Raw genomic sequence first — 20,786 nt, 5'->3', positions numbered from 1 at the left:
ACCGCAAATATAGCCACCTAACTCACTAAGCAATAAGCCCATAGAGTTGTGTCGATGCAATAAAATGGCAACTATTAAATCGTAAAAAGTACGAACTAAACGCTTATCCAGAACAGAATCTAACGATAACTGGACGTCAGCAAGATAAAGATCAAGTTTATGAAGAAGTAAATGAGAGAGTCTTGACTTACTCGATTTTATGTCATTATTTTGTAGAAATGCTTTATGCATAGAAACCTCCTGTTTGTTTGTGTTTGTCGTAATTCACAAAGTAAACAAGGAGGTTTCTTTTTTAAAAGTCATCCCGAAAAATTCGGGATGACTCATGTTTTCTGTTGTTACTATGCTAGATATGAATGGCTTAAGATACAATCATTGCGTCTCTACTGGTAGAATACAAATTTTAACAAAACTCAGTTTTACTAGTTATTCCAGCCCATTTGTTTCTTTATTTGTTTAAGCTTCGCTTTGATCGTATCGCTGTCAACATATCCAGTATGGCGTTCGGAGGCAACGAGGTTGATGCCACCTGTTAAATCAAGGGTTTCAGAAATGATTTTGTTTCTAAAAGCCTTTGCTTTTTCTGGGGATTCGATTTTGTCTTTTAGGTAGTTAGCTAGCAAAGTTGCTAATTCTGTAAATATGTCATAAGCCGCCGAGTTGGTTTCTACAAAACCCATGACATAGATATTGTCATGTTTTGGATTAAATAGATTCATATATAATTGTGGACGATGGTCTTTCCAGTCAAAAAACTCCTCAGCAAAGGGAATAGTGTAATGATAGCCTGTTGCCAAAATTATTTCATCCACTTCAATAGAACTCCCATCTTTGAAATAGACTTTTTTCCCATCAAAATAATCAATGTCTGGTTTGATACCCAAATTGCCATGGGAGGTATGGTGCATGATTTGTGAGTTCATCAAAGGATGTGATTCAAACAGTTCATGGTCGGGTTTGGGAAGTCCAAATTTGGTTTGGTCGCCTACCACAATTTTTAGGAGTTTTTTAAAAATCCATTGATTGACTTTTAAGGGAAGTTTGGGGCCGCCATGAGAAAATACATCTGATGGCACACCAAAAACGTGTTTCGGAATAAAATAATAGCCACGTCTCATACTCAAATAGGCTTCGTCAGCAAAACTAGCCGCTTCACAAGCAATATCTACTCCAGAGTTGCCACCTCCAACAACCAATACTCTTTTATTGAGAAACTCAGTAGACTTTTTGAAGGTATTTGAATGACGAATTATTCCTGAAAAGGTACCACGATATTGGGCAATATTGGGTTGCCAAAGCGTCCCATTGGCACAGATAAGTTCCTGATGAAAATAACTTTCTCCTTGTGTAGTTGTCAACCTCCAACCGTCCTCGTATTTCTCTACTTTTTCAATTTTAGTATTGAAAATAATATGTTTTTCTAAATCAAAATGTTTGGCAAATGCCTGTATATAAGCGCATAACTGTTTGCGAGTAGGATAGTCGGGATAATCATCAGGCATTTGGAAATCAGGAAATCCTGAAAGGGTTTTTGATGAAATAAAATGCGCTGATTCGTACATGGGCGAACCTTCATTTTCGATATCCCATAAACCACCTGTATTGCGGTGCTTTTCATAAATAACAAATGGAAGCTGAGCATTAGCTAGGGCTCTTGCGATAGATAATCCAGAAGGGCCTGCTCCGATAATGGCGATGGGCATTGTTTTCATAGCTGGCTAAGGTTTGATTAATTAATGAAATACTTGATAGTTTGAAAAATAGAGGTGAGGATTACGATAGATAAAACGATATACCTAAATACCGTTTCGGAAGTATATTTTAAAATTACTTTTCCGATATAACTTCCCAAAATACTGATGACGATTAGAAATGGAATTAACACCATGTATTGTCGGTCAAAATAGCCGTTACTTACATAAACCACCGCCCGACTGCTATCTACTCCCAAATCAATTAGCGCGGAGGTGGCAATGAATATTTCTTTGGGAAGTTGAAATGCCGCTAAAGTGATACCTCTGATTGCGCCACCTGTGCCGACCAAACCTGCCAACAAGCCCGACATGATTCCTCCAAGATATAGGTTGCCATCGGTTTGTTTGAGGGTTTTATTGAAATTGTAAAGCAAATATAACGACAAGCCCACCAGCACAATATTCATTGCCAGCTCCATGGACTTTGTGGGTAAAAAGGTCGTCATCCACGCTCCAATCATCACAAATATCACCGCTGGAATACCTAATTTAAGGGCTATTTCTTTGTTGATACCTTTTCGGAATAGAGTAATTTTTGAGACGTTGCTAAAAACATGAAAGACGGCTGTAATGCCAAGAACGGTCTTGAAATCAAAAAATAAGGAGGCTACAGGCACAAATAGGATAGAGGACCCAAAGCCTGAAACCGTTCCAATGATTTCTGCAAATAATGCCAAAAGGGCGAAGATATAGTATTTTTCAAGCACGATAGGGAATGGTGGGTTAGTATCGTCATAATTCGAAATGAAGATACCAAAATATCTGTGTGAATCACAATACGAAACTCACACAGACCTCTGATTTTTATCTGTTGAGATGTGTAAGATTCACAATTTTATGAATAACATCGTCCAATTCCTTAGTAGTCTGGTGAAGCTGGTTGATTAGCAGTGGGTTATAGGCTTTATCATATTCAATAAGCTGGACTAACCCGAGGATATTGGCAACTGGTTTTCGCATTTCGTGGGATTGTTGCCAAGCGATTTTTTCAAGGGTTTCCACTTGATTTTCGAGTTTGTTTTCGTGCTCAATTCGCTTAGTGACATCTTGGATAATGGCTAAGATAAACGTTTCATCATTTACTTTAAAAGAATTGAGACTTACTTCTACAATTTTCTCAATACCATCCTTGGTGATAGCAGGGGTAAATCGACCAATACCCATTCGGTACATTTTGGGTGCTTGAATATATTGCTGCTGGTATTGAGCATGATTGGCATGAAATCGAGGTGGAATAAGAATATTTATATCTTGGCCAAGAAGTTCCTTTGACTCATAATTGAAAATTTTCTCGGTTTCGGGGTTTACGAGCTGAATTTTCATACTTTTATTGACAATCACAATTGGTACAGGCGCTGTTTCGATAATTTTCCGAAAACGCTGTTCATTTTCGATTAACGACAATTCCATTTTCTTTTTGGCGCTGATATTGATAGCCACCAAACAGACACCTATAATCGTTTGATTTTTGTCATGAACAGGATACATTTTACTTAAAATCCAGATAGTCTCTCCATGTATATTATGAACACATATTTCGTCTTCTACTGTTTTTCCTGAAATAGCACTATTGAACTGGGTATAAAAAGCATCTGTTTCTTGTGGGAACAAAAATTCCCTAAAATCGTCACCAAGGTTGATTTCTTTGCCTATGTTGCGGAGGATACTTTTCTTAAAATGGGTGTTGAATTGAATTAGTTTAAAATTGCTATCAAGCAAGCAAATACTGTCGGAGATATTGTTGAGAAGGGATTCGTAGGTAGTTTTAAGATACTCGATGGCTAATTCTGCTTTTTTCTGTTCATCTATATTTTTCGCATAAATGGCAACACCAATTAGCTTTTTAGCATCGTCATAAACTGGGTTGGCCTTATACTCAAACCATAAATGTATTTCTCCCGTCGAAGTTTCTTTTTGTATGGTAGTAGATTCACCTTGAATCGCGTTTTCAAATGCCGAAAAGTAGATATCCTTCAAGGGTTCCAACACAAAATCTCGGTAATCATCTCCTATGTGGATTTCTTTTCCAAAAAATATTTCTAGCGTTTTGACCATTGAGGTATTGCAGATTAATACCTTGTGGTCGGGCGCAATGAGTACAAAACTCTCTGCAACGCTGTTGATGGTGGCCGAGAGTATATCGATTGATAAATTATTTTTCATGTTGTGTCGCAGATAAAAATAATATCGGTAAGTTTCTAAGAAGAAATGTACCAGTTTTAACAAATAGTTTAGGTAATTATTCAGATTTATAAAGGGCAGTTCTATTGAAAAATCATCCAATTACTTACTGAATTCAATGATGAAAAATACAATAATAAAATTTTGTTTTTATCTTTTTATGGGGTTGTGAAGCTAATATTTTACAAAATCAATTCAACACCCTTGATTCCCAATTGAATAATCTTATGAATTAATCTACATTTGCGGACATATTGATGCATATAAGTTTGGCAGTAAAATGAATGGAATAAAGCTACTCAATCCCAATAATCAGAGTGTATTAGGAATCTTTGCGAGATGTATGATCGTGGTTATCTCAGCGATTTGGCTTTTTTATATTGACGAAATAGAAGGTGTAAGCCCGATAATGTCGACATTGGTATTGGTTCTATTGTGTTTTTCAAAAACGATTTATTTCGTCTGGGTAGGATACCAAAAAATCATAGATGTAACCATAAAAGATGCTCCATTTCATAAGTTCATCGTATTTGCTTGTATGAATATTTCTGTATTCATTCTTTCATTTACATTTGACTTTTTTGGATTATATCTTATCAATCCCGCTAATTATGAAGGAATGCCCGTAAATTACTCCAACCCAAGATTGTTGTTTGAGTTTTTGTTTTTCAGTTTACAACAATTTACGTTTTTTGGTTACGGTAATTTATTGCCAAGTTCAGTGCTTGCCAAAATATTATCAATGTTGGAATTAACTATCTCATTTTTGACAGTATTGTTTATTTTGTCAGATTTTAATAGTTTGAAAGAGAGTCTACTTACCCGCGTAGAGGCTCGAAAAGATGAAGATGAATAATAAGCTTTATTGGTAGGTGTATGTGTTTTGCGTCTAACCAAACAAATTAGTATAAAAAAAAGCGGTCTACAATTGATTTTCGACCGCTTTTTAATGAATACCTCAGGATGCGATTTAAGTCGCACCCTGTCTTGAAAATGAAATTTCCTTGTAACTAAGTTTGGATGATCGATCTATTCTTCCTCCTCTTCCTCTTCGCCAGATTCTTCCTCCTCGGATTCTTCTTCTTCGGACTCTTCTTCTTCCTCCTCTTCGTCATATTCTTCCTCGTCTTCGGACTCTTCTTCTTCCTCCTCTTCGTCATATTCTTCCTCGTCTTCGGACTCTTCTTCTTCCTCCTCTTCGTCATATTCTTCCTCGTCTTCAGACTCTTCCTCTTCCTCCTCTTCGTCGTATTCTTCCTCGTCTTCAGACTCTTCCTCTTCCTCCTCTTCGTCGTATTCTTCCTCATCATCCTCCTCTTCTTCCTCATCCTCGTCGTACTCCTCCTCCTCGTCAAGTTCGCTTTCTATGTATTCAAGCTCTTCGTATTCATCGCAGCCTACCTCATCATATTCGTCCACTAATTCATCTTCGAAAATGGTCCAAACATCAAAGTCTTCGTAGTCATCAGCCGAATAAACGGGCAGACTTGCAGCATTTGCAGCTCCACTTTTAGCAATAATTGACTTTTTATCATTTACCCAAGTGTCTTCAAAATCAGGAATAGGGTCAGTACGTTTGATAATCCAGCTATCTCCTAGGTTAAATTTTTCATTGATTACATACTGGTATGGCATATAGCAATATCCTTTATCTCCCCATTCTTCACCCCAAGAATTACGAACAATGAACATTTCGTCAGCCTCAGAGTACCCTACACAAAGCATAGCGTGTAATCCGTGAGCAGCGCGAGAAGCTTCATCTGGCGAAGGCATAGGTACCACTCCTCCATATTTTTGACAATTATCAAACCCTTCGAAAAGTGCAATGCCAAAAATAATCGGATACCCTTCAGCCAATGCTTGTTTCCATGATTTTAGGTCTGTAGGTACATATTTTGATTTTTGTACTTTAAAATAACTAGCCTCATCATAACTAGTTGTATTGGGTTTGTTATTTACTTTTTTCAATTCATAAGGCCATACATCTTCTGTACATGCGCCAAGCTTGTGTAAGCTTTCGACAGCATACTGGATATGGCTACCCTCATCTTTGATAACATTGCTGGCTCTTAATCGAGCATTGTAATATACGAATAGACGACTTACTTCAAATTGACGATTTTTTAAATGACGTTTTGCAAGATACTCATAAGCGCCAGCGGTAGCATTTGCCGTACAACTACTCAATGACTTTTGGTTTTCTACCTTGGTCATGTATTTACGGAGGTCTACTTTAGATGGAAGATTTTTCTTTGAGCGCTTTGAAGGTTTGAATTCCTCTGCATTCGGGTTTGCTGCTAGATAACGGTATCCACCGTTACTACTTAGGTTGTTTCCCATAGTGGAGATATGTTTAGTTGGAAAGATTTGATATTATGAGATAATGATTGTCAAGTAAAAATAATTTCAAAAGCTGAGTTATTTGATGCCTCTAAACTCTAGGACAGTACCGTTAAAGACATAGAGAATATTACGTTTGGTCACTTTACCATCTTTGTCGACCACAGGAATAGAAAGGGTATCCTGCTTGCTATTGAAGGTAATTAGTTCGATAGGACGTTCGGGTCTGTCAACGACTGAGAAAAAATCAAAATCAACATCAATTCTGCTTAAAAGCTTAGTTTTGGTTTTGAATATGGGGACTTGAACAAGTTGATTGTTGTTGATGACGAAAGCTATCACTGATTGACGAGCATCACGATTGGAAAAAATACTATTGGTGATTACTAAATAGTAGTCTTTGTTTTGAATGTTAATACTGTAAATTTTGGAAGAAAACTCTCCGCTATCACCTTCCTCCGAACCTTGTACCTGCTTTACAAATACTTTTCAGTAAATAACAGCAGAAAAAGGCAATAAGATTTTTAAGAGTTTTCATAAATAGCAAAAAATACCGAAAAATATCTGTTGATAGTATTTTGCAATATAATAGGATTATTTTGAATTTTAATTATGTGGCTTGGTATTCTAATGGAGGTAGAAAAAACGGGATTGGTGCGAAATTATTTATGATTACCGAAATAGTCTTTCACAAAAAAGGAGCTAATTTAAAGCTCCTTTTCTATTATGTTTTTTTGATATTCGAATTTTGAGATTTCTTTACTGGACTACCCTTTTTTTCGGGATTGAATAAATCCTCATCACCTTCTACATACGCCTTGAAGTTAACTTTAGTTTTCTCAAAAGTGTATTTACCATTATAATTCTGAATTGTTGCTTTACCAGCTTTTAGTTTGTATCGAAAACTTAGTTTACTTCTATCATAAAACAGTAGGTCGATTTTACCATTATCTAGTAACTCGAACGTCCCCTGCAAAAGCTCTCTTTTTTTTCTAACATCATTATAATCAACAAACATAAAGCTTCCATCTCTCATGAAAATTATGGCAATTCGATATGGGTTATTGGGGATAACCCAAGTTCCAAGTATATTTTCCTCCCAATCTTGCTCGGATGAGTAAGAATTAGTACTCCCGAATAAAGAAAATGAGACAAGAAATAAAGTGCATAGGAGGGTTGTTAATTTTTTCATGCCATAAAATTTAGGTGAATAATTGTCTTTTCAATTTATGAATAATCAGTTATACAATCGCATAAAATACATTTAGTTTATTTTATGGTTAACTAGAGATTTTCATGAATACCGACATCTGTCTAATTTGCTAGCACCAAACATTCGACTCGTCGGTTTTTGGATTTGTTTTCTTCCGTATCATTAGGCGATACTGGTTTGGTTTGTCCGTAACCTGCAAATTTTAATCTTTTGGAGTCAATACCTTTGCCAACCAAATAATTATGGATTACTCTAGCTCTGTTTTCGGATAGTAATTGGTTTAACTTGGCATTTCCCACGTTGTCGGTATGTCCCGAGATTTCAATACGAAGTTTGGGATTGGTTTCTAGTGCTTTATAAAGTTCCTCGAGTTGTGGATAGGAATCACTTCTTAGAATGAAACTACTCTGGTCGAAGTAGATTTTGTCTAATTTTACGATGTCGTTTACTTTAGCATTTTCAAAAAGTGGTTTCCTTTTTTCCATTGTTACCGTATGCTGATAGATAGGGCAGGTATCGCAAGACGCTATCAACAATTCGGTGTAGGAATAGTAGCCGTCAACTTTACTTTTAACTTCTACCGTATCGGATTCATAAAGCAAAAACATAAAAGGACTCAAAAACGGCTCATTTTTGCCTTGATACGTCTTTTTAGCTTTATATAGCTTAATGTCAAGTTCTACGGGTAACTCTTCTTTTGTTTGTTCATCGATTGCTTTTACAAAAAATTGGGTAACTACTTTTTTACTTTTTGGCGTTTGTGCCAACATCATATTGCTTGTAGTGAGCAAAATTGTAAGGATGAAAATTTGCTTGATCGTCATGATATAGGTAAGGGTTTGGGCAAACAAATACAAGATTTGGTAGCTCGAAAGTATCAATTTTAGTCTCTACTAACAAAAATCTCTCCATTTTTAGAAAAATATTAAACCGAAATTTTGGAAAATCTTTTTTAATTACAAACTTTGTATCACAAAGTACTTTTAAAAATTAGATATGAATCAACATTTAGAAGACATTGCAGAAATTAGAGCTATGATGGAGCGCTCCACCAGATTTTTATCGCTAAGTGGACTCAGTGGCGTTTTTGCAGGAACGTTTGGTCTAATTGCTTCAGGTTTGGCCTATTTTCGCATTTCAAGAGATTATAACGGAAGCTATAATCGATTGCTTGAGAATCAAGCTCTGTTGTCAGATTTAGTGAAAATTGGGGTATCAACTTTAGTTTTGACCTTAGTTGCTGCTTTTGTCCTAACCTACAAAAGAGTAAAGAAAAATAGGCAAACTCTCTGGAATACAGCTTCTAAAAGATTACTAGCGAATCTAATGCTACCCTTGGTGGCAGGGGGATTATTTTGCATCATTTTATTGCAAAATGCACCACATTTGATAGATTCAGCCACCTTGTTATTTTACGGATTAGCTTTAATTAATGCTTCGAAGTATACCTATAATGACATCCGATACCTAGGAATTGCTGAAGTGGTCTTAGGAATTATTTCGGGTTTTCTGAATGATTATTACATAGGATTGTTCTTTTGGGCTTTTGGATTTGGGGTTTTACATATTTTGTATGGAATTTTGCTCTATCGTAAGTACGAAAACTAGGATAGAAGGATAGAATGAAGAACTTTATAACACAGTTAAATAAAGCTTTTGAGAGTCGAATTCGGTTAGGGATAATGTCAATATTAATGGTAAACGACTGGGTTGATTTTGGTGAACTCAAAGAAACTTTGGCACTAACAGACGGAAACTTGGCTTCACATATTGCTGCTTTAGAAAAAGAGCAGTTCGTAATAGTACGCAAAAGTTTTATTGGAAAAAAGCCAAATACAGCCTTTCAGGTAACTCAAGAGGGGAGAGAAGCATTTCAGAGCCATTTGGCAGCCCTCGAAGAATTGGTGAAAGGAATGAAGTAAATGCTGAGTTTTGAGTGAAGAGTGTTGAAGTAAGTAAAAAGTTATTCGTTAATAGGGAATCAGTCATTAGATTTTACTCATAATAATAGGGTTCCTCTACAATACAACACGGACATATCATTAATTTTGAACTACTTACAAAATTTTAATTTAATATATTTAAAATCAATCACTTATGGAAGATAATCATGTATTTGAGCTGACTCCAACGAGGAGATTAGCCTTAATTTTGGGAGGATTTTTATCGATTTTACTGATTCCTCTGATTGCCATGCAGTTTACCGATGAAGTTCAATGGTCGGTATTTGACTTTATTGTGGCAGGTGTTTTATTGAGTGGTACTGGCGTTACGCTTGAACTTTTACTAAGAAAATTTAAAACTTTCAAAACGCGGTTTATTGCTGGAGCTGTTCTATTTATCATCTTTTTCTTGATTTGGGCAGAATTGGCAGTAGGTATTTTTGGAACCCCTTTTGCTGGAAACTAACACACCCTTTTCATATTCTACTTATTTGGGTAATATATTAATGCTGAATTGTGAGTTGTGAATTGTCTTTTGTTTTTGCCTAAAATTGAATAAAAAAATTTCACCTAATGCCCTTAGCATATAGCCTAAAGCATAAAATACAATTTAGTTCTCATGAATAGACACTTGACTTTTGCTCGATTTTATTCCCTTTTTCAAGGACTGAGCAAGCCTAGTATCTAGTTTTTACACGCTCTATTTTTTTAAATCTAAACTTTGTAATTCAAAGTGCTTTTAATTTATGTTTGGAAAATTATTCATTTCAAAACGCAAGGAGAGAGTTATTCTCTCCTTGATGCTAATGTCTGGCTTTGCCGTATTGCTTTTTGCTACAAGGGTAGTGGTTTATTCTGATTTATATATGTGGGGCATTAACTGGAATTTGTTCTTGGCATGGGTACCACTTTTTTGTGTGGTTTGGTTGCAGCGACAGTCTGATCAAGGGAAAGTAACATTATCTAAATTAGTGATTTCAAGTATTATCTGGCTGGCATTTTTTCCAAATGCACCGTATATCATTACTGATTTTGTACACTTATTTCCACAATATGATTCGGGCTTGTATTGGCACGAACAGTTAACTTTCTTCGGATACGCCATGTCAGCTTTATTCGCAGGAATGATTTCTATGTATTGGATTAAACAGTTGTGGGCGAAATATACTTCCAAAAAGATAAGTTGGATTGCGTTGATCACTTCCATTGCTTTAAGTGGCTATGGTATCTATTTGGGAAGAATTGAACGTTGGAACTCATGGGATATCATCGCACAACCTTTCTCTCTTGTGGAGTATGTATTGCGGTCGATGACTTATCGTATTACGTGGATGTTTGTAGTGGAATATGGTCTTTTTGTAGCTTTTTGTTATGCCATGATATGGAGTTTGGCAGGCGAGGAGGAGGAAATGTAATGCTGAATGTTGAGTTTTGAGCATGGAATTGTGTGATTATGTTAAAACATGAGTCGTCCCGAATTTTAAGATTGGGATTATTCTCCAAGTTTTCATCAAAAAGCGGTCGGAAAATATTTCCCGACCGCTTTTTGATGCTATAATGCTAGATTTTACTAGTAAAATTCATCAGATTACTGGACAAAACGAGAATGGGTGATTCGGATGTTTGGACTTTGTTACTGAATTTTTTAAACAGTTTAAAAAGTAAGTCCAAGACTAAGTCTTGAACTAGGAACTTCAATTTTGTCCAATAATCAGAAATACCTATTAAAAATAATCACTAAATCGCTCAATCACTCAGTCACTCAATTAGAGATGACTCATTTTTCCAACACTTAATTTTTCAAAACTCAGCGCTCAAAACTCAATACTCCAGACTTGATTATCTACCCATCCAGCCGCCGTCTACGATAAGCGTGCTTCCGTGTACGTAAGAAGAAGCTTGAGAAGCTAAGAATAAAGTTGCACCTTTAAAGTCATCTGGTGTACCCCAACGGTTGGCAGGGATACGGCTCAAAATAGATGCCGAACGTTCTGGGTCGTTGCGAAGTGCTTCGGTATTGTCTGTAGCAATATATCCTGGCACGATAGCATTTACATTCACGCCCTTGCTTGCCCATTCGTTAGCGAATGCTTTGGTCAAGCTGCCAATAGCGCCTTTACTTGCAGCATATCCTGGCACATTGATACCACCTTGGAAAGTCAATAATGATGCAGTAAAAATTACTTTTCCACTACCACGCTCAACCATTGATTTACCGATTTCGCGTGTGATAACAAACTGCGAATTAAGGTTGATTTCGATGATTTCATCCCAGTATTCGTCAGGGTGCTCTGCAGCAGGTTTACGCAAAATAGAACCAGCATTGTTCACCAAAATATCAATGACAGGAAAATCTGATTTTACTTGTTCGATAAAACTGTACAAAGAATCACGTTTGCCAAAATCAGCTTGGTAAGCTTTGAAATTACGTCCCAAAGCTACTACTTCTTGTTCCACTTGGCTACCGCTTAATTCTAAAGATGCCGAAACACCAATGATATCAGCGCCAGCTTCTGCCAAAGCCAAAGCCATGGCTTTACCAATACCTTTTTTACAGCCAGTCACTAGGGCTACTTTTCCTGTTAAATCAAACATTTGGAGGATACTCATGGTTCTTAAAAAAGTTATATTTTCTTGAAAATGTTTTTCGAAACTAAATCTCAATTTTTGTGGTCATGGAGACGGTTTTGAGAGGTTCTTAAGGGAAGTTGTGACAATTATGGAGAACTAACAAACTTTACTTTGAGATTTTTTAGGATTTTTTTTTGTAAACGTTTTCGGTTTAACATTGTCTATGAAATAGGAGAGGTGCTATGTTACAAGCACGACAGAATGTTGCTTGAAGTACAGTTTTTGGGTTTATTGGAAAAATGCAAAAAGCCACCCAATTGGATGGCTTTTTATAAGGTGCGAACTATTCCTTTTGTACCAATTATATTTTATGTTTTTGGGGGCAAAAGACTATTTCAAAACTACCATTCCAAACGCTGGAACTGCAACTTTTACGGAGTTTAATGCTCCTTTTTTGCCTGAAGTCGTAAATACAATAGCTTTGTATTTTTGTTCTGATGATGGCAATTGAATATCCTGAGCTTTGCCTGTAAGGTTATGAATCACCAATAAGTTGCCTGAAGGATGATTTCTGACAAAAGCCAAAATCCCCTCTTGTTTGATAGCACTTTCTTGTAAATTCGGACGAATTACTTGACGCATCGCTGGTTGACTTTTGCGGAAAGCAATCAGGTTTTTGTAAGTACTAAAAACAGAATTTGGATCTTTGCTTTGCTCCGAAAGTGGACGAACTGTTTTTTCAGTGGTAAAAACAGGTTTCATCCATTTGGTACGAGCCTTGTCACTAGCCTCTTTTTCCCAAAGGAATGGCTCTCTGATATTTTCATCAGGTTTTTTGCCTAACATCCCTAGTTCTTCGCCATAATAAATGTATGGTTGTCCTGGTAAGGAAAGAAGCAATTGAGCCGCTACTTTCATTTTGTTGACATCGTCGTTCATCACTGTACCAATACGGTCTTGGTCATGGTTATCAATAATGGTGGCGTCGATGAAATCTGGATTTTGAGAGCCGAATGCTTGGTAGTCAGACAAGATTTTTTGAATCAAATTATCATCTTTACCTTCTTTTACCACTTTTTGAATCGCAAATCCTTCATCAATGTGAAAGTTAGCTGGCAACCCTTTGAAGTATGGCGCAACTTTGTCTGCTGAAGTCCAAACCTCACCTACAATATATACGTCGGGCTTTACAGAAGTCATTTCTTTTCTGAACTCCTGCCAAAAAGCATGGCTTTTCTCTGCTTCCCAATCTGGATAGATATGCTTGGCTGCATCCAAACGAAAGCCATCAACACCTACTTCTTTTAACCAATATTTTGCCGCCTCGTAAACTTCTTTACGAACTTTAGGATTATCATAGTTCAAGTCTGGCATACCACCCCAAAACAAAGCATAGTACTTTTCAGTGTCGTCTTTATGAGCAAAATGCCAAGGCGTAACTTCCCAAGAACCACCTGCTTGCTCGCGAGTAGCAATACCCAATGAGTCAATCATTTTGGGCGTCATCCAAACGTAATAGTCACGATAAGGGTTTGATTTTCCTTTCTTTGCTTCCAAAAACCAAGGATGTTTATCGCTTGTATGATTGATGACAAAGTCTTTGATAATCTTGATTTTACGTTTGTGTGCCTCTGCGATTAGTTTTTTATAGTCCTCAATCGTACCAAATTCAGGGTCGATTGATTTGTAATCTACCACGTCATATTTATGGTAGGAAGGAGATTTGCTGACAGGTGTTAACCATAGCGCATCAACTCCAAGCGACTTTAGGTAATCTAACTTTGATGTAATCCCATTGATGTCACCAATTCCATCGCCATTAGAGTCTGCAAATGAGCGTACAAAAATCTCATAGCATACTTCTGGGGTTTTGGTTTGGGCAAAAGGATTGAAGGTACTGAGCAAAATAATGCCCAATAAAAATAGCTTTTTCATGAAAGGTATGGGGGGAATATGCGAGGGCAAAAAGACAAAGTGATTTATTGTGCTAAACCACTTTGCTTTTTGTTATATTGACAGTGTAAAAATTACTTTTTGGTCAATGTGTATTTAGGCTTGCTAGTATTAGACAAATCAAGAATGATTTGGTAATTACCAGCAGTTACTTTGATATTGGCACTACCAGCTTCGAGAGTACCATCAGCGCTATCGTCGCCATAGTTAAGTGCCCATGCGTCGTTGTAACGAAACTTGATTTCGCCAGTACCTAACTTTACATTGTCGATTACAAAAACGTTTTCAGTATAAAAATCAGGACGGAATTTTACATCTGGACCGTTCCAACCATTTGGAGCAGCATCACCTACAACACCCCAAGGCTTAGTAGCTTCAACCGTAAATTTCATTTTCTTGAAGTCGATGGTAATATTGTAATTTCCTTCAGTAACCGCAATATTATCGCCACCAAGTACCAATGTTCCAGCAGTGCCACCGTAGTTTACACCCCAATCTTCGTTTTTACGTACCTTGATTTCTCCAGCTTTTAAGAAAGCTGTTGCTTTCCATGTGTCAGTAGTCGGGTCATAAGTTAAAGGAACATCTGGTGCATTCCAACCGCTAGGTGTTGCACTACCCACCAATCCCCAAGAATATTTCTCGATTGTATAAGTTAAAGAGGCTGTATTGAACGTGATTTTGTATGTACCCGCTGTTACTTTGATGTTTGCCCCACCAGCTTCCAACGTACCATTAGCACCATCATCACCGTAGTTTACATCCCATTTGTTGTTGCTACGGAATTTGATTTCGCCATCTAATAAAGTAACATATGCTACGATTTCATCGGTTTTGTCAGTCTTGTAGAAAGGCATATCTGGACCATTCCAACCATTAACGGCACCACTTCCAACTACACCCCAAATAGTAGTTAAATCAAGCTTATCCAAATACGGGGTTGCTTTCAAGGAAATTGTTGGCGAAGTGAAAGACGTTTTTGAAGTATTATCACCCACATTAGAAACCACACGGATATCGATATCTCCAGCAGTTCCAGCGACTAAGCCTAACTTAATCAAAATAGCATTTAATTCCGACGTTTTGAAGGTTTTCGTAAGTGCTGTATTCGTTGTGATAGACACTGGAGCTACGAAAGTACCACCTTTTTTATCGATCAAAATTGTATAAGATGCCGCTGCAGAAAAACCATAATCTGGTTTTGGCCAAGAAAGGGTTACAGCATCTTTGTCAGCATTGTCTTTGGTCAACACCACCGTGTTTGCTGAAAGTTGAATCGAAGGCACAGCGTTCGTATTCAAGATGGCTTTGTCTTCCTCTTTTTCACAAGAAGTGAAAACAAATAGAGAAGCCATAACGATTAAAGAAGTACTAAATATCTTTTTCATTTCTGAGTCCAATTATGTTAAAGTTGACTTTGATCAGGATAATAAAAGGAAGTTATTGGTTAAAAGTATATCAGTTATCAGAATGCACTCATTATCAGAAGGATATTATTAGACATTAAGCAAAAAAACTTTTTTAAATTCATAGGGGATATTTTGCCGAATGCTAATAGCTGAAAGCCGAATGCCAAATTTTGAATTATGTTTATTCCTTCAATCTTTCCTCTTACTTAATTATGAAGCTTTGATATTTTTGAGTGTGGAGCCTTGAAAATATCAAAAACTCAAAACTCCACACTCAAAACTCTTCACTCCTTAGTATCCTGTATTTTGCTTCAAGTTTGGATTAGCCGTTAGGTCAGTTGAAGGAATTGGGTAAATTTTATAGAAATCACTTACTGATTTACCGTCTTTTACGCCACCTTTCCAAGGCCAAACATAGGTAGCTGAAGTGTATTTGTTAAAACGAATCAAGTCCGTACGACGAGAACCTTCCCAGTATAATTCACGAGCACGCTCGTCCAAAATAAAGTCAGCCGTTAATTGTGCAGCCGTAATGTTTCCATTCGTATTGCCGTAGGCACGTGTACGAAGTGCATTAACATATTGTAGCGCCAATGTACGATCGCCAGCACCGCGAGCCGCTGCTTCAGCATAAATCAAATACGCATCCGCCAAACGGAACATAGGGAAGTCGGTGTCTGGGTGTACAATGTCAGAACCTTGAGCTCCTGTTGAAGAGATATTTTTCCATTTCGAAATAGCATAACCATTCGAGAATTGAGTCAAATCTTCAATTTCCAATTTTTGTCCGTCTGTGTAGAACATCGCACGAGTATCAGTTTTACCAGAAGGGTCAGCAAAAAGACTTACAAAAGCTTTTGTCGTACGCAAACCACCCCAACCACCATCGATACCAAACGATGCTGCCGACATAGAACCTCCTACTGGAGCATGAACAAGGAATGTCATACCACCCCAAGTTTTTGTATGAACGCCATCAAAAGCCACAGGGAATACAATCTCTTTTGAATTGTTGTTGTCAGTTCTGAAAAGATTTGTGTATTTCGCCTCTAAGCTATAACCTGCATCAATTACCTTTTTCGCATAAGTCGCAGCGTCAGCATATTTTGCTCCAACGCCAGCTGCTTCAGCATTCAAATACAATTTGGCTAATAGCATCCAAACAGCAGCTTTATCGGCGCGAGCATACTCATTTTTACGAGCATCCATCATGTCTGGTTCGATAGCCTTTAATTCTGTTTCGATATAAGTAAACAAAGCAGATGCATTTGTTTGTTTTGGCAAAGTAGAGCCAATTGCATCAGCCTCAGTTACGAAAGGAACATTTCCTCCGAACGTATCCAGTGCATGCCAGTAGCTTAATGCACGCAAGAAACGAGCTTCTGTGCGGAGGTATTTTACGTCTGTTAAGTTAGTTCCTGTAATACCACGGCTACTCAATTTGGCATCACTTGCTTCACGGATATATTCGTTGCAAGCTGCAATTTGGTAGAAAATACGGTTGTACAAACCTCTTACGAATGGGTTGTTTGAAGACCATTGCATGGTGTTCATTTCTGGCAAACCAGCATCGCCCCAAGCAATCACAGCTTCGTCAGTCGGAAGTTCTTGTAATTGCCAATACTGACGCAAATAGCTAGAAAAACCTTCGTCGATTCCGCCCAAATCAGGTTTACCAGCAGGCCCTTCTTGACCTGTTAGTGCCAATCCTGCATATAATTTTGCAGCGGCTTGTTTGTAGGCTGCTGGGTTGTTGTACACAGTAGCCGATGTTACTTCAATAAAAGGAGTTCTGTCGAGATCACCCGTACAAGAGCTTGCCAACAAACTGGCTGCTAATCCTCCAAAGAGTGCTATATTTTTGAAAAATCTTGTTTTCATTTCTTTGTATTCTTAATAATACCTGAGTAAAAGGAAATTTTTAATTGATGTTGTTGCTCATTAGGAGCCTTCAATCATTAAAAACCAAGGTTTAAACCTAATGAATAGGTACGTGGCACTGGATACACGTTGTTGTCGATACCACCCGAAACTTCTGGGTTCAAGCCTGTGTATTTGGTAACTGTAAATACGTTTTGTGCTGTGGCATTCAAGCGCATATTTACTTTGTTACCCAAGAATTTCTTGAATGTATAACCCAACGTGATGTTTTCCATTCTTACGAATGAAGCATTTTCCATATAGTAATCTGAGAAAAACTGGTTTTTCGCAAATTGAGAATCGAATACACTTGGTGAAAGGTTGGCGATGTATCCGTTCGAACCTTGGAAGTTTATATAGGCTCCGTTCGAAGATTTTACGTTGTTGTAAACGTAATTGCCAATGTTACCTCTCAACACAAAGCCAAAGCTCCAGTTGTCATAAGTCATTTGGGAGTTGAAACCTAAGAATACTTTTGGCGCTGGGTTTTTGTAACGATATTGGTCATCAACGTTGATAATTCCGTCACCGTTTCTATCAACATAAACTCCTTCGATAGGCTTACCGTTTGCATCATAAGCTTGTTGTAATACGTAGAATGAATAAGCAGGATAACCAACTGAGTGGATTTGGATTGTACTACCTACACCACCTGCAATACCGCCAACTAATACACCTTGGTAAGAAGGGTCGTTGTTGTTGGTCAATTTTGTAATTTTGTTAACATTGTATGTAGCGTTGAAAGCCACATTCCAGTCAAATTTATCGGTATGAATTGGGTTGTAGTTTAAGGCTAATTCAACCCCTTGGTTTTCCATTGAACCAACGTTTGTCAACAATTGGTTTGTCAAGTTTGTACCTACTGCTACAGGAATTACGTTCAACAAGTTGGTTGTATTTTTGTAGTAATAGTCTATGCTACCCGATAGTCTTGCTTTTTTGAAAGCAAAGTCAATACCTGCATTAGAGGTTGCTGTTTGTTCCCATTTGATATTGGCGTCATAACCTTCTGCACGTAATGTTGTATAGAAAGTATTACCTAATTGGTACTGCGCATTGTCTAATGAAGCTGTATATCTTGGCAAATACGCATAGTTTTGACCAATATCTTGCTGACCAGTAATACCATAACCCACACGTAATTTCAATTCAGAAATGGTATTTGAGTTTTTCAAGAAAGACATTTCATTCAATTTCCACGCAAATGCAGCAGAAGGGAATGTTCCCCAACGGTTGTCTGGGCTAAATCTCGAAGAACCGTCTCTACGAACAGTAAAAGTCAATAAATACGCCTCATCAAAAGTGTAGTTCATACGACCGAAGAATGATACCAAGGTATTTTGTGTTTGATATGGGCTGTTAGTATAAGTCGTTGACCCTTCCGCGTTGGTTCTGATATTAGTACTTTCAGTCATGAAATCTTGATATTCGTAACCAGCCATTACATCAATTCTACTTTTGATTTCTTTTAATTCTTTGGCATAGTTCAAATAAAAGTCAAACAATTTGTTGGTCTTATTTTGAGTATAAACCGTTTTCTCACCTGCTGTGCTAAAGTTAGCCGCCGCTGTTGCAGGAACAAATCTTGTTCCGTCACTTTTACTCACATCATAACCTGCGTTTACATTGGCACGCAATTCTGGCAAGAAATGGAATTTGTAATCCAACTGAATATTACCAATACTACGTTGAACAGTACTTTTATCGCTCGTTTGGTTCAATAAACCCACAGGGTTGCGTGGTGCAATCGTATTAGGTTTTCCGTCTGAGTTCAACCATTCCCAATAGCCACCGTAGTTGTTATTGCCTGAATATACAGGTTGAGTTGGGTCAAATGCAATAGCAGCGCCAATAGCACCTGTGTTAGCAAAAGTATTGTCAACGTTCGAACCTTTTAAGTTTACATCAATTTTCAAGTGATTATTCAAAAGGGTAGGAGAAATGCCGATAGAGGCAGAAGTACGACCCATGTTTGAAGTTTTCAGGATACCATCTTGGTTAGTATAGCCTACCGATACACGGAAAGGAATACTTTTCAAAGAACCCGAAACGCTTAAGTTATTATCGGTACTTAAGGCATTACGATAAATTTGTTCTTGCCAGTTGGTATTAGCTTGACCCAAAACAGCGATTTGAGCAGCCGTACCTTTTTCATTAATCATTGTGCGGAATTGGTCAGCCGAAAGCACTTTTGTAAAACCTGTGCTTTGCGCCAATGAAGCCTGCGAACTGAAATTTACTTTCAAGCCACCGTTTTTACTTCCTTTTTTAGTGGTAATCAAAATTACCCCGTTTGAAGCACGTGAACCATAAATAGCCGTTGCCGAAGCATCTTTCAAAATGTTCATCGACTCAATGTCGTTCGGGTTAATTAAACTCAAGGCACTTGGCGCACCAGAGATACCTGAGTTGTCCAAAGGCACACCGTCAATTACGATAAGTGGGTCGTTGTTGGCATTCAAAGATGCACCTCCACGAATACGGATTGTACTACCAGCACCTGGCGCACCACCGTTTGACGTAATTTGAACCCCTGCTACTTTACCTACAACCAATTGATCAGGCGAAGCAATGTTACCTTTGTTAAAATCTTCTGAGTTAATCGCCGCAACAGAACCTGTCAAGTCCTTTTTCTTTTGCGAACCATAACCAATTACCACAACCTCTCCCAATGTTTTTACATCATCGTCAAGGTTTACGTCGATTACAGTCTGGCTACCTACTGTTACTTCTTTAGTTGCTTTTCCGATGAAACTAAATACCAATACCGTGTTATCAGCGACATTGATTTGGTATTTACCATCACCTGTTGTTTGAGTACCTTTTGTCTGGCCTTTTACTTGGATAGTCACCCCCGGAAGTGGCGAACCATCTTTGGCATCTTTTACAGTACCCGTCACCTTGTTTTGAGCAAAAGCTGCTACGCTCACCCAGCTAAACATCATCAATAGCCAGAGTTTCTTACCGAAAGAAAATCTAGCTTCCGAACGAGAATTTTTTAATTCTTCTCCGTAGTTCTGTTGAAACATAAAATTGAAATTGGTTAATGGATTATTGGTTTAAAAAAGGTAATCAAGGAGCTATCAGCAAAACCACTTTTGCCGACTCCGTCATTACCGAAAAATATAATTGGATTGAATTTGGACTATCTCAAAAGCCAGTCAATAGTTCTGGTTTTTTGAGATTTTACCTTATAAAATGAAAGCTTTTCATTCGGGATAGGGAATGAAAAAATATGGAAAGATGAAGTGTAATTCGAAAATGTAATCGCCCAAAAAGATGTTGAATCCTTGGGGAAATAGTGTTGAGGAAGTAAATAAAATTCATAATAATTAATTGGTACATTACTCTCAAAAAGAGAGAAATAGTTTTAGTTTATAAAAATGTGTCTTCTCTAAGTGTGAGAAATTTTCAAATATTTTCTTACAAAAGTACTATGCTTCTCTACCACAAGTCGTCCCACTTTCTGTATTTTGTACTTTTTGAAGATTTATTTTAAAAT

17 protein-coding genes and 1 pseudogene are annotated in these 20,786 nt (G+C 37.4%); 5 read left to right on the top strand and 13 right to left on the bottom strand.

Features of this window, described 5'->3' with window-relative positions:
- From BWI92_RS27770 to BWI92_RS17170, 4 genes and pseudogenes are all read right to left on the bottom strand, one after another.
- Positions 1-231, bottom strand: a pseudogene (locus BWI92_RS27770) (hypothetical protein); the annotation flags it as partial.
- A 191-nt stretch (positions 232-422) separates the two neighbouring features.
- Positions 423-1,712, bottom strand: coding sequence for an NAD(P)/FAD-dependent oxidoreductase (locus BWI92_RS17180; RefSeq protein WP_095164713.1), 1,290 nt, complete (start codon positions 1,710-1,712; stop codon positions 423-425).
- A 17-nt stretch (positions 1,713-1,729) separates the two neighbouring features.
- On the bottom strand, positions 1,730-2,461 hold the full coding sequence (locus tag BWI92_RS17175; RefSeq protein WP_095164711.1) for a sulfite exporter TauE/SafE family protein: 732 nt from the start codon (positions 2,459-2,461) through the stop codon (positions 1,730-1,732).
- A gap of 97 nt (positions 2,462-2,558) precedes the next feature.
- Complete coding sequence (locus BWI92_RS17170; protein WP_095164709.1) at positions 2,559-3,917, bottom strand: PAS domain S-box protein; 1,359 nt, start codon at positions 3,915-3,917, stop codon at positions 2,559-2,561.
- A gap of 298 nt (positions 3,918-4,215) precedes the next feature.
- On the opposite strand from BWI92_RS17170, the gene BWI92_RS17165 reads away from it, so the two are divergent.
- Positions 4,216-4,791 carry a hypothetical protein gene (locus BWI92_RS17165; RefSeq protein ID WP_141234820.1) on the top strand — a complete coding sequence of 192 codons (576 nt, stop codon included), beginning with the start codon at positions 4,216-4,218 and terminating at the stop codon, positions 4,789-4,791.
- Between the two features lie 173 nt (positions 4,792-4,964).
- Here BWI92_RS17165 and BWI92_RS17160 read toward each other — a convergent pair whose 3' ends face one another.
- The 4 genes from BWI92_RS17160 to BWI92_RS17145 form a co-directional block, all read right to left on the bottom strand.
- Positions 4,965-6,275: a C1 family peptidase gene (locus tag BWI92_RS17160; RefSeq protein WP_095164683.1), complete on the bottom strand. Its 1,311-nt coding sequence runs from the start codon at positions 6,273-6,275 to the stop codon at positions 4,965-4,967.
- A 78-nt stretch (positions 6,276-6,353) separates the two neighbouring features.
- Positions 6,354-6,617, bottom strand: a complete 264-nt coding sequence (locus tag BWI92_RS17155) for a hypothetical protein (RefSeq protein ID WP_095164681.1) — start codon at positions 6,615-6,617, stop codon at positions 6,354-6,356.
- A 382-nt stretch (positions 6,618-6,999) separates the two neighbouring features.
- Positions 7,000-7,467 (bottom strand): hypothetical protein, encoded by a 468-nt coding sequence (locus BWI92_RS17150; RefSeq protein WP_095164679.1) that lies wholly within the window; start codon positions 7,465-7,467, stop codon positions 7,000-7,002.
- 122 nt (positions 7,468-7,589) lie between these two features.
- Positions 7,590-8,312: an OmpA family protein gene (locus tag BWI92_RS17145; RefSeq protein WP_095164676.1), complete on the bottom strand. Its 723-nt coding sequence runs from the start codon at positions 8,310-8,312 to the stop codon at positions 7,590-7,592.
- Between the two features lie 172 nt (positions 8,313-8,484).
- On the opposite strand from BWI92_RS17145, the gene BWI92_RS17140 reads away from it, so the two are divergent.
- The 4 genes from BWI92_RS17140 to BWI92_RS17125 all read left to right on the top strand — a co-directional run bounded on the left by BWI92_RS17140 (position 8,485) and on the right by BWI92_RS17125 (position 10,846).
- On the top strand, positions 8,485-9,096 hold the full coding sequence (locus BWI92_RS17140) for a hypothetical protein (RefSeq protein WP_095164674.1): 612 nt from the start codon (positions 8,485-8,487) through the stop codon (positions 9,094-9,096).
- A 14-nt stretch (positions 9,097-9,110) separates the two neighbouring features.
- The gene (locus BWI92_RS17135) at positions 9,111-9,410 is read left to right on the top strand and encodes a transcriptional regulator (protein WP_095164672.1); all 300 of its coding nucleotides are present in this window, start codon (positions 9,111-9,113) and stop codon (positions 9,408-9,410) included.
- A 175-nt stretch (positions 9,411-9,585) separates the two neighbouring features.
- A complete protein-coding gene (locus BWI92_RS17130) occupies positions 9,586-9,897 on the top strand; it encodes a hypothetical protein (RefSeq protein ID WP_095164670.1) in 312 nt (103 codons plus the stop codon).
- 280 nt (positions 9,898-10,177) lie between these two features.
- Positions 10,178-10,846 (top strand): DUF1361 domain-containing protein, encoded by a 669-nt coding sequence (locus BWI92_RS17125; RefSeq protein ID WP_095164668.1) that lies wholly within the window; start codon positions 10,178-10,180, stop codon positions 10,844-10,846.
- 424 nt (positions 10,847-11,270) lie between these two features.
- Here BWI92_RS17125 and BWI92_RS17120 read toward each other — a convergent pair whose 3' ends face one another.
- The 5 genes from BWI92_RS17120 to BWI92_RS17100 form a co-directional block, all read right to left on the bottom strand.
- The gene (locus tag BWI92_RS17120) at positions 11,271-12,035 is read right to left on the bottom strand and encodes an SDR family oxidoreductase (RefSeq protein WP_176464466.1); all 765 of its coding nucleotides are present in this window, start codon (positions 12,033-12,035) and stop codon (positions 11,271-11,273) included.
- 357 nt (positions 12,036-12,392) lie between these two features.
- Complete coding sequence (locus BWI92_RS17115; RefSeq protein WP_095164666.1) at positions 12,393-13,937, bottom strand: alpha-amylase family glycosyl hydrolase; 1,545 nt, start codon at positions 13,935-13,937, stop codon at positions 12,393-12,395.
- Positions 13,938-14,029: 92 nt separating this feature from the next.
- Positions 14,030-15,343 carry a SusE domain-containing protein gene (locus BWI92_RS17110; RefSeq protein WP_095164664.1) on the bottom strand — a complete coding sequence of 438 codons (1,314 nt, stop codon included), beginning with the start codon at positions 15,341-15,343 and terminating at the stop codon, positions 14,030-14,032.
- A 312-nt stretch (positions 15,344-15,655) separates the two neighbouring features.
- Positions 15,656-17,245, bottom strand: coding sequence for a RagB/SusD family nutrient uptake outer membrane protein (locus tag BWI92_RS17105; RefSeq protein ID WP_095164662.1), 1,590 nt, complete (start codon positions 17,243-17,245; stop codon positions 15,656-15,658).
- A 77-nt stretch (positions 17,246-17,322) separates the two neighbouring features.
- Complete coding sequence (locus tag BWI92_RS17100; RefSeq protein ID WP_095164660.1) at positions 17,323-20,313, bottom strand: TonB-dependent receptor; 2,991 nt, start codon at positions 20,311-20,313, stop codon at positions 17,323-17,325.
- Positions 20,314-20,786 lie beyond the last annotated feature (473 nt).

It is taken from the genome of Flectobacillus sp. BAB-3569 (assembly GCF_002270355.1).
Lineage (GTDB): Bacteria > Bacteroidota > Bacteroidia > Cytophagales > Spirosomataceae > Flectobacillus > Flectobacillus roseus.
This window is presented reverse-complemented; position numbering and strand designations above follow the sequence as displayed.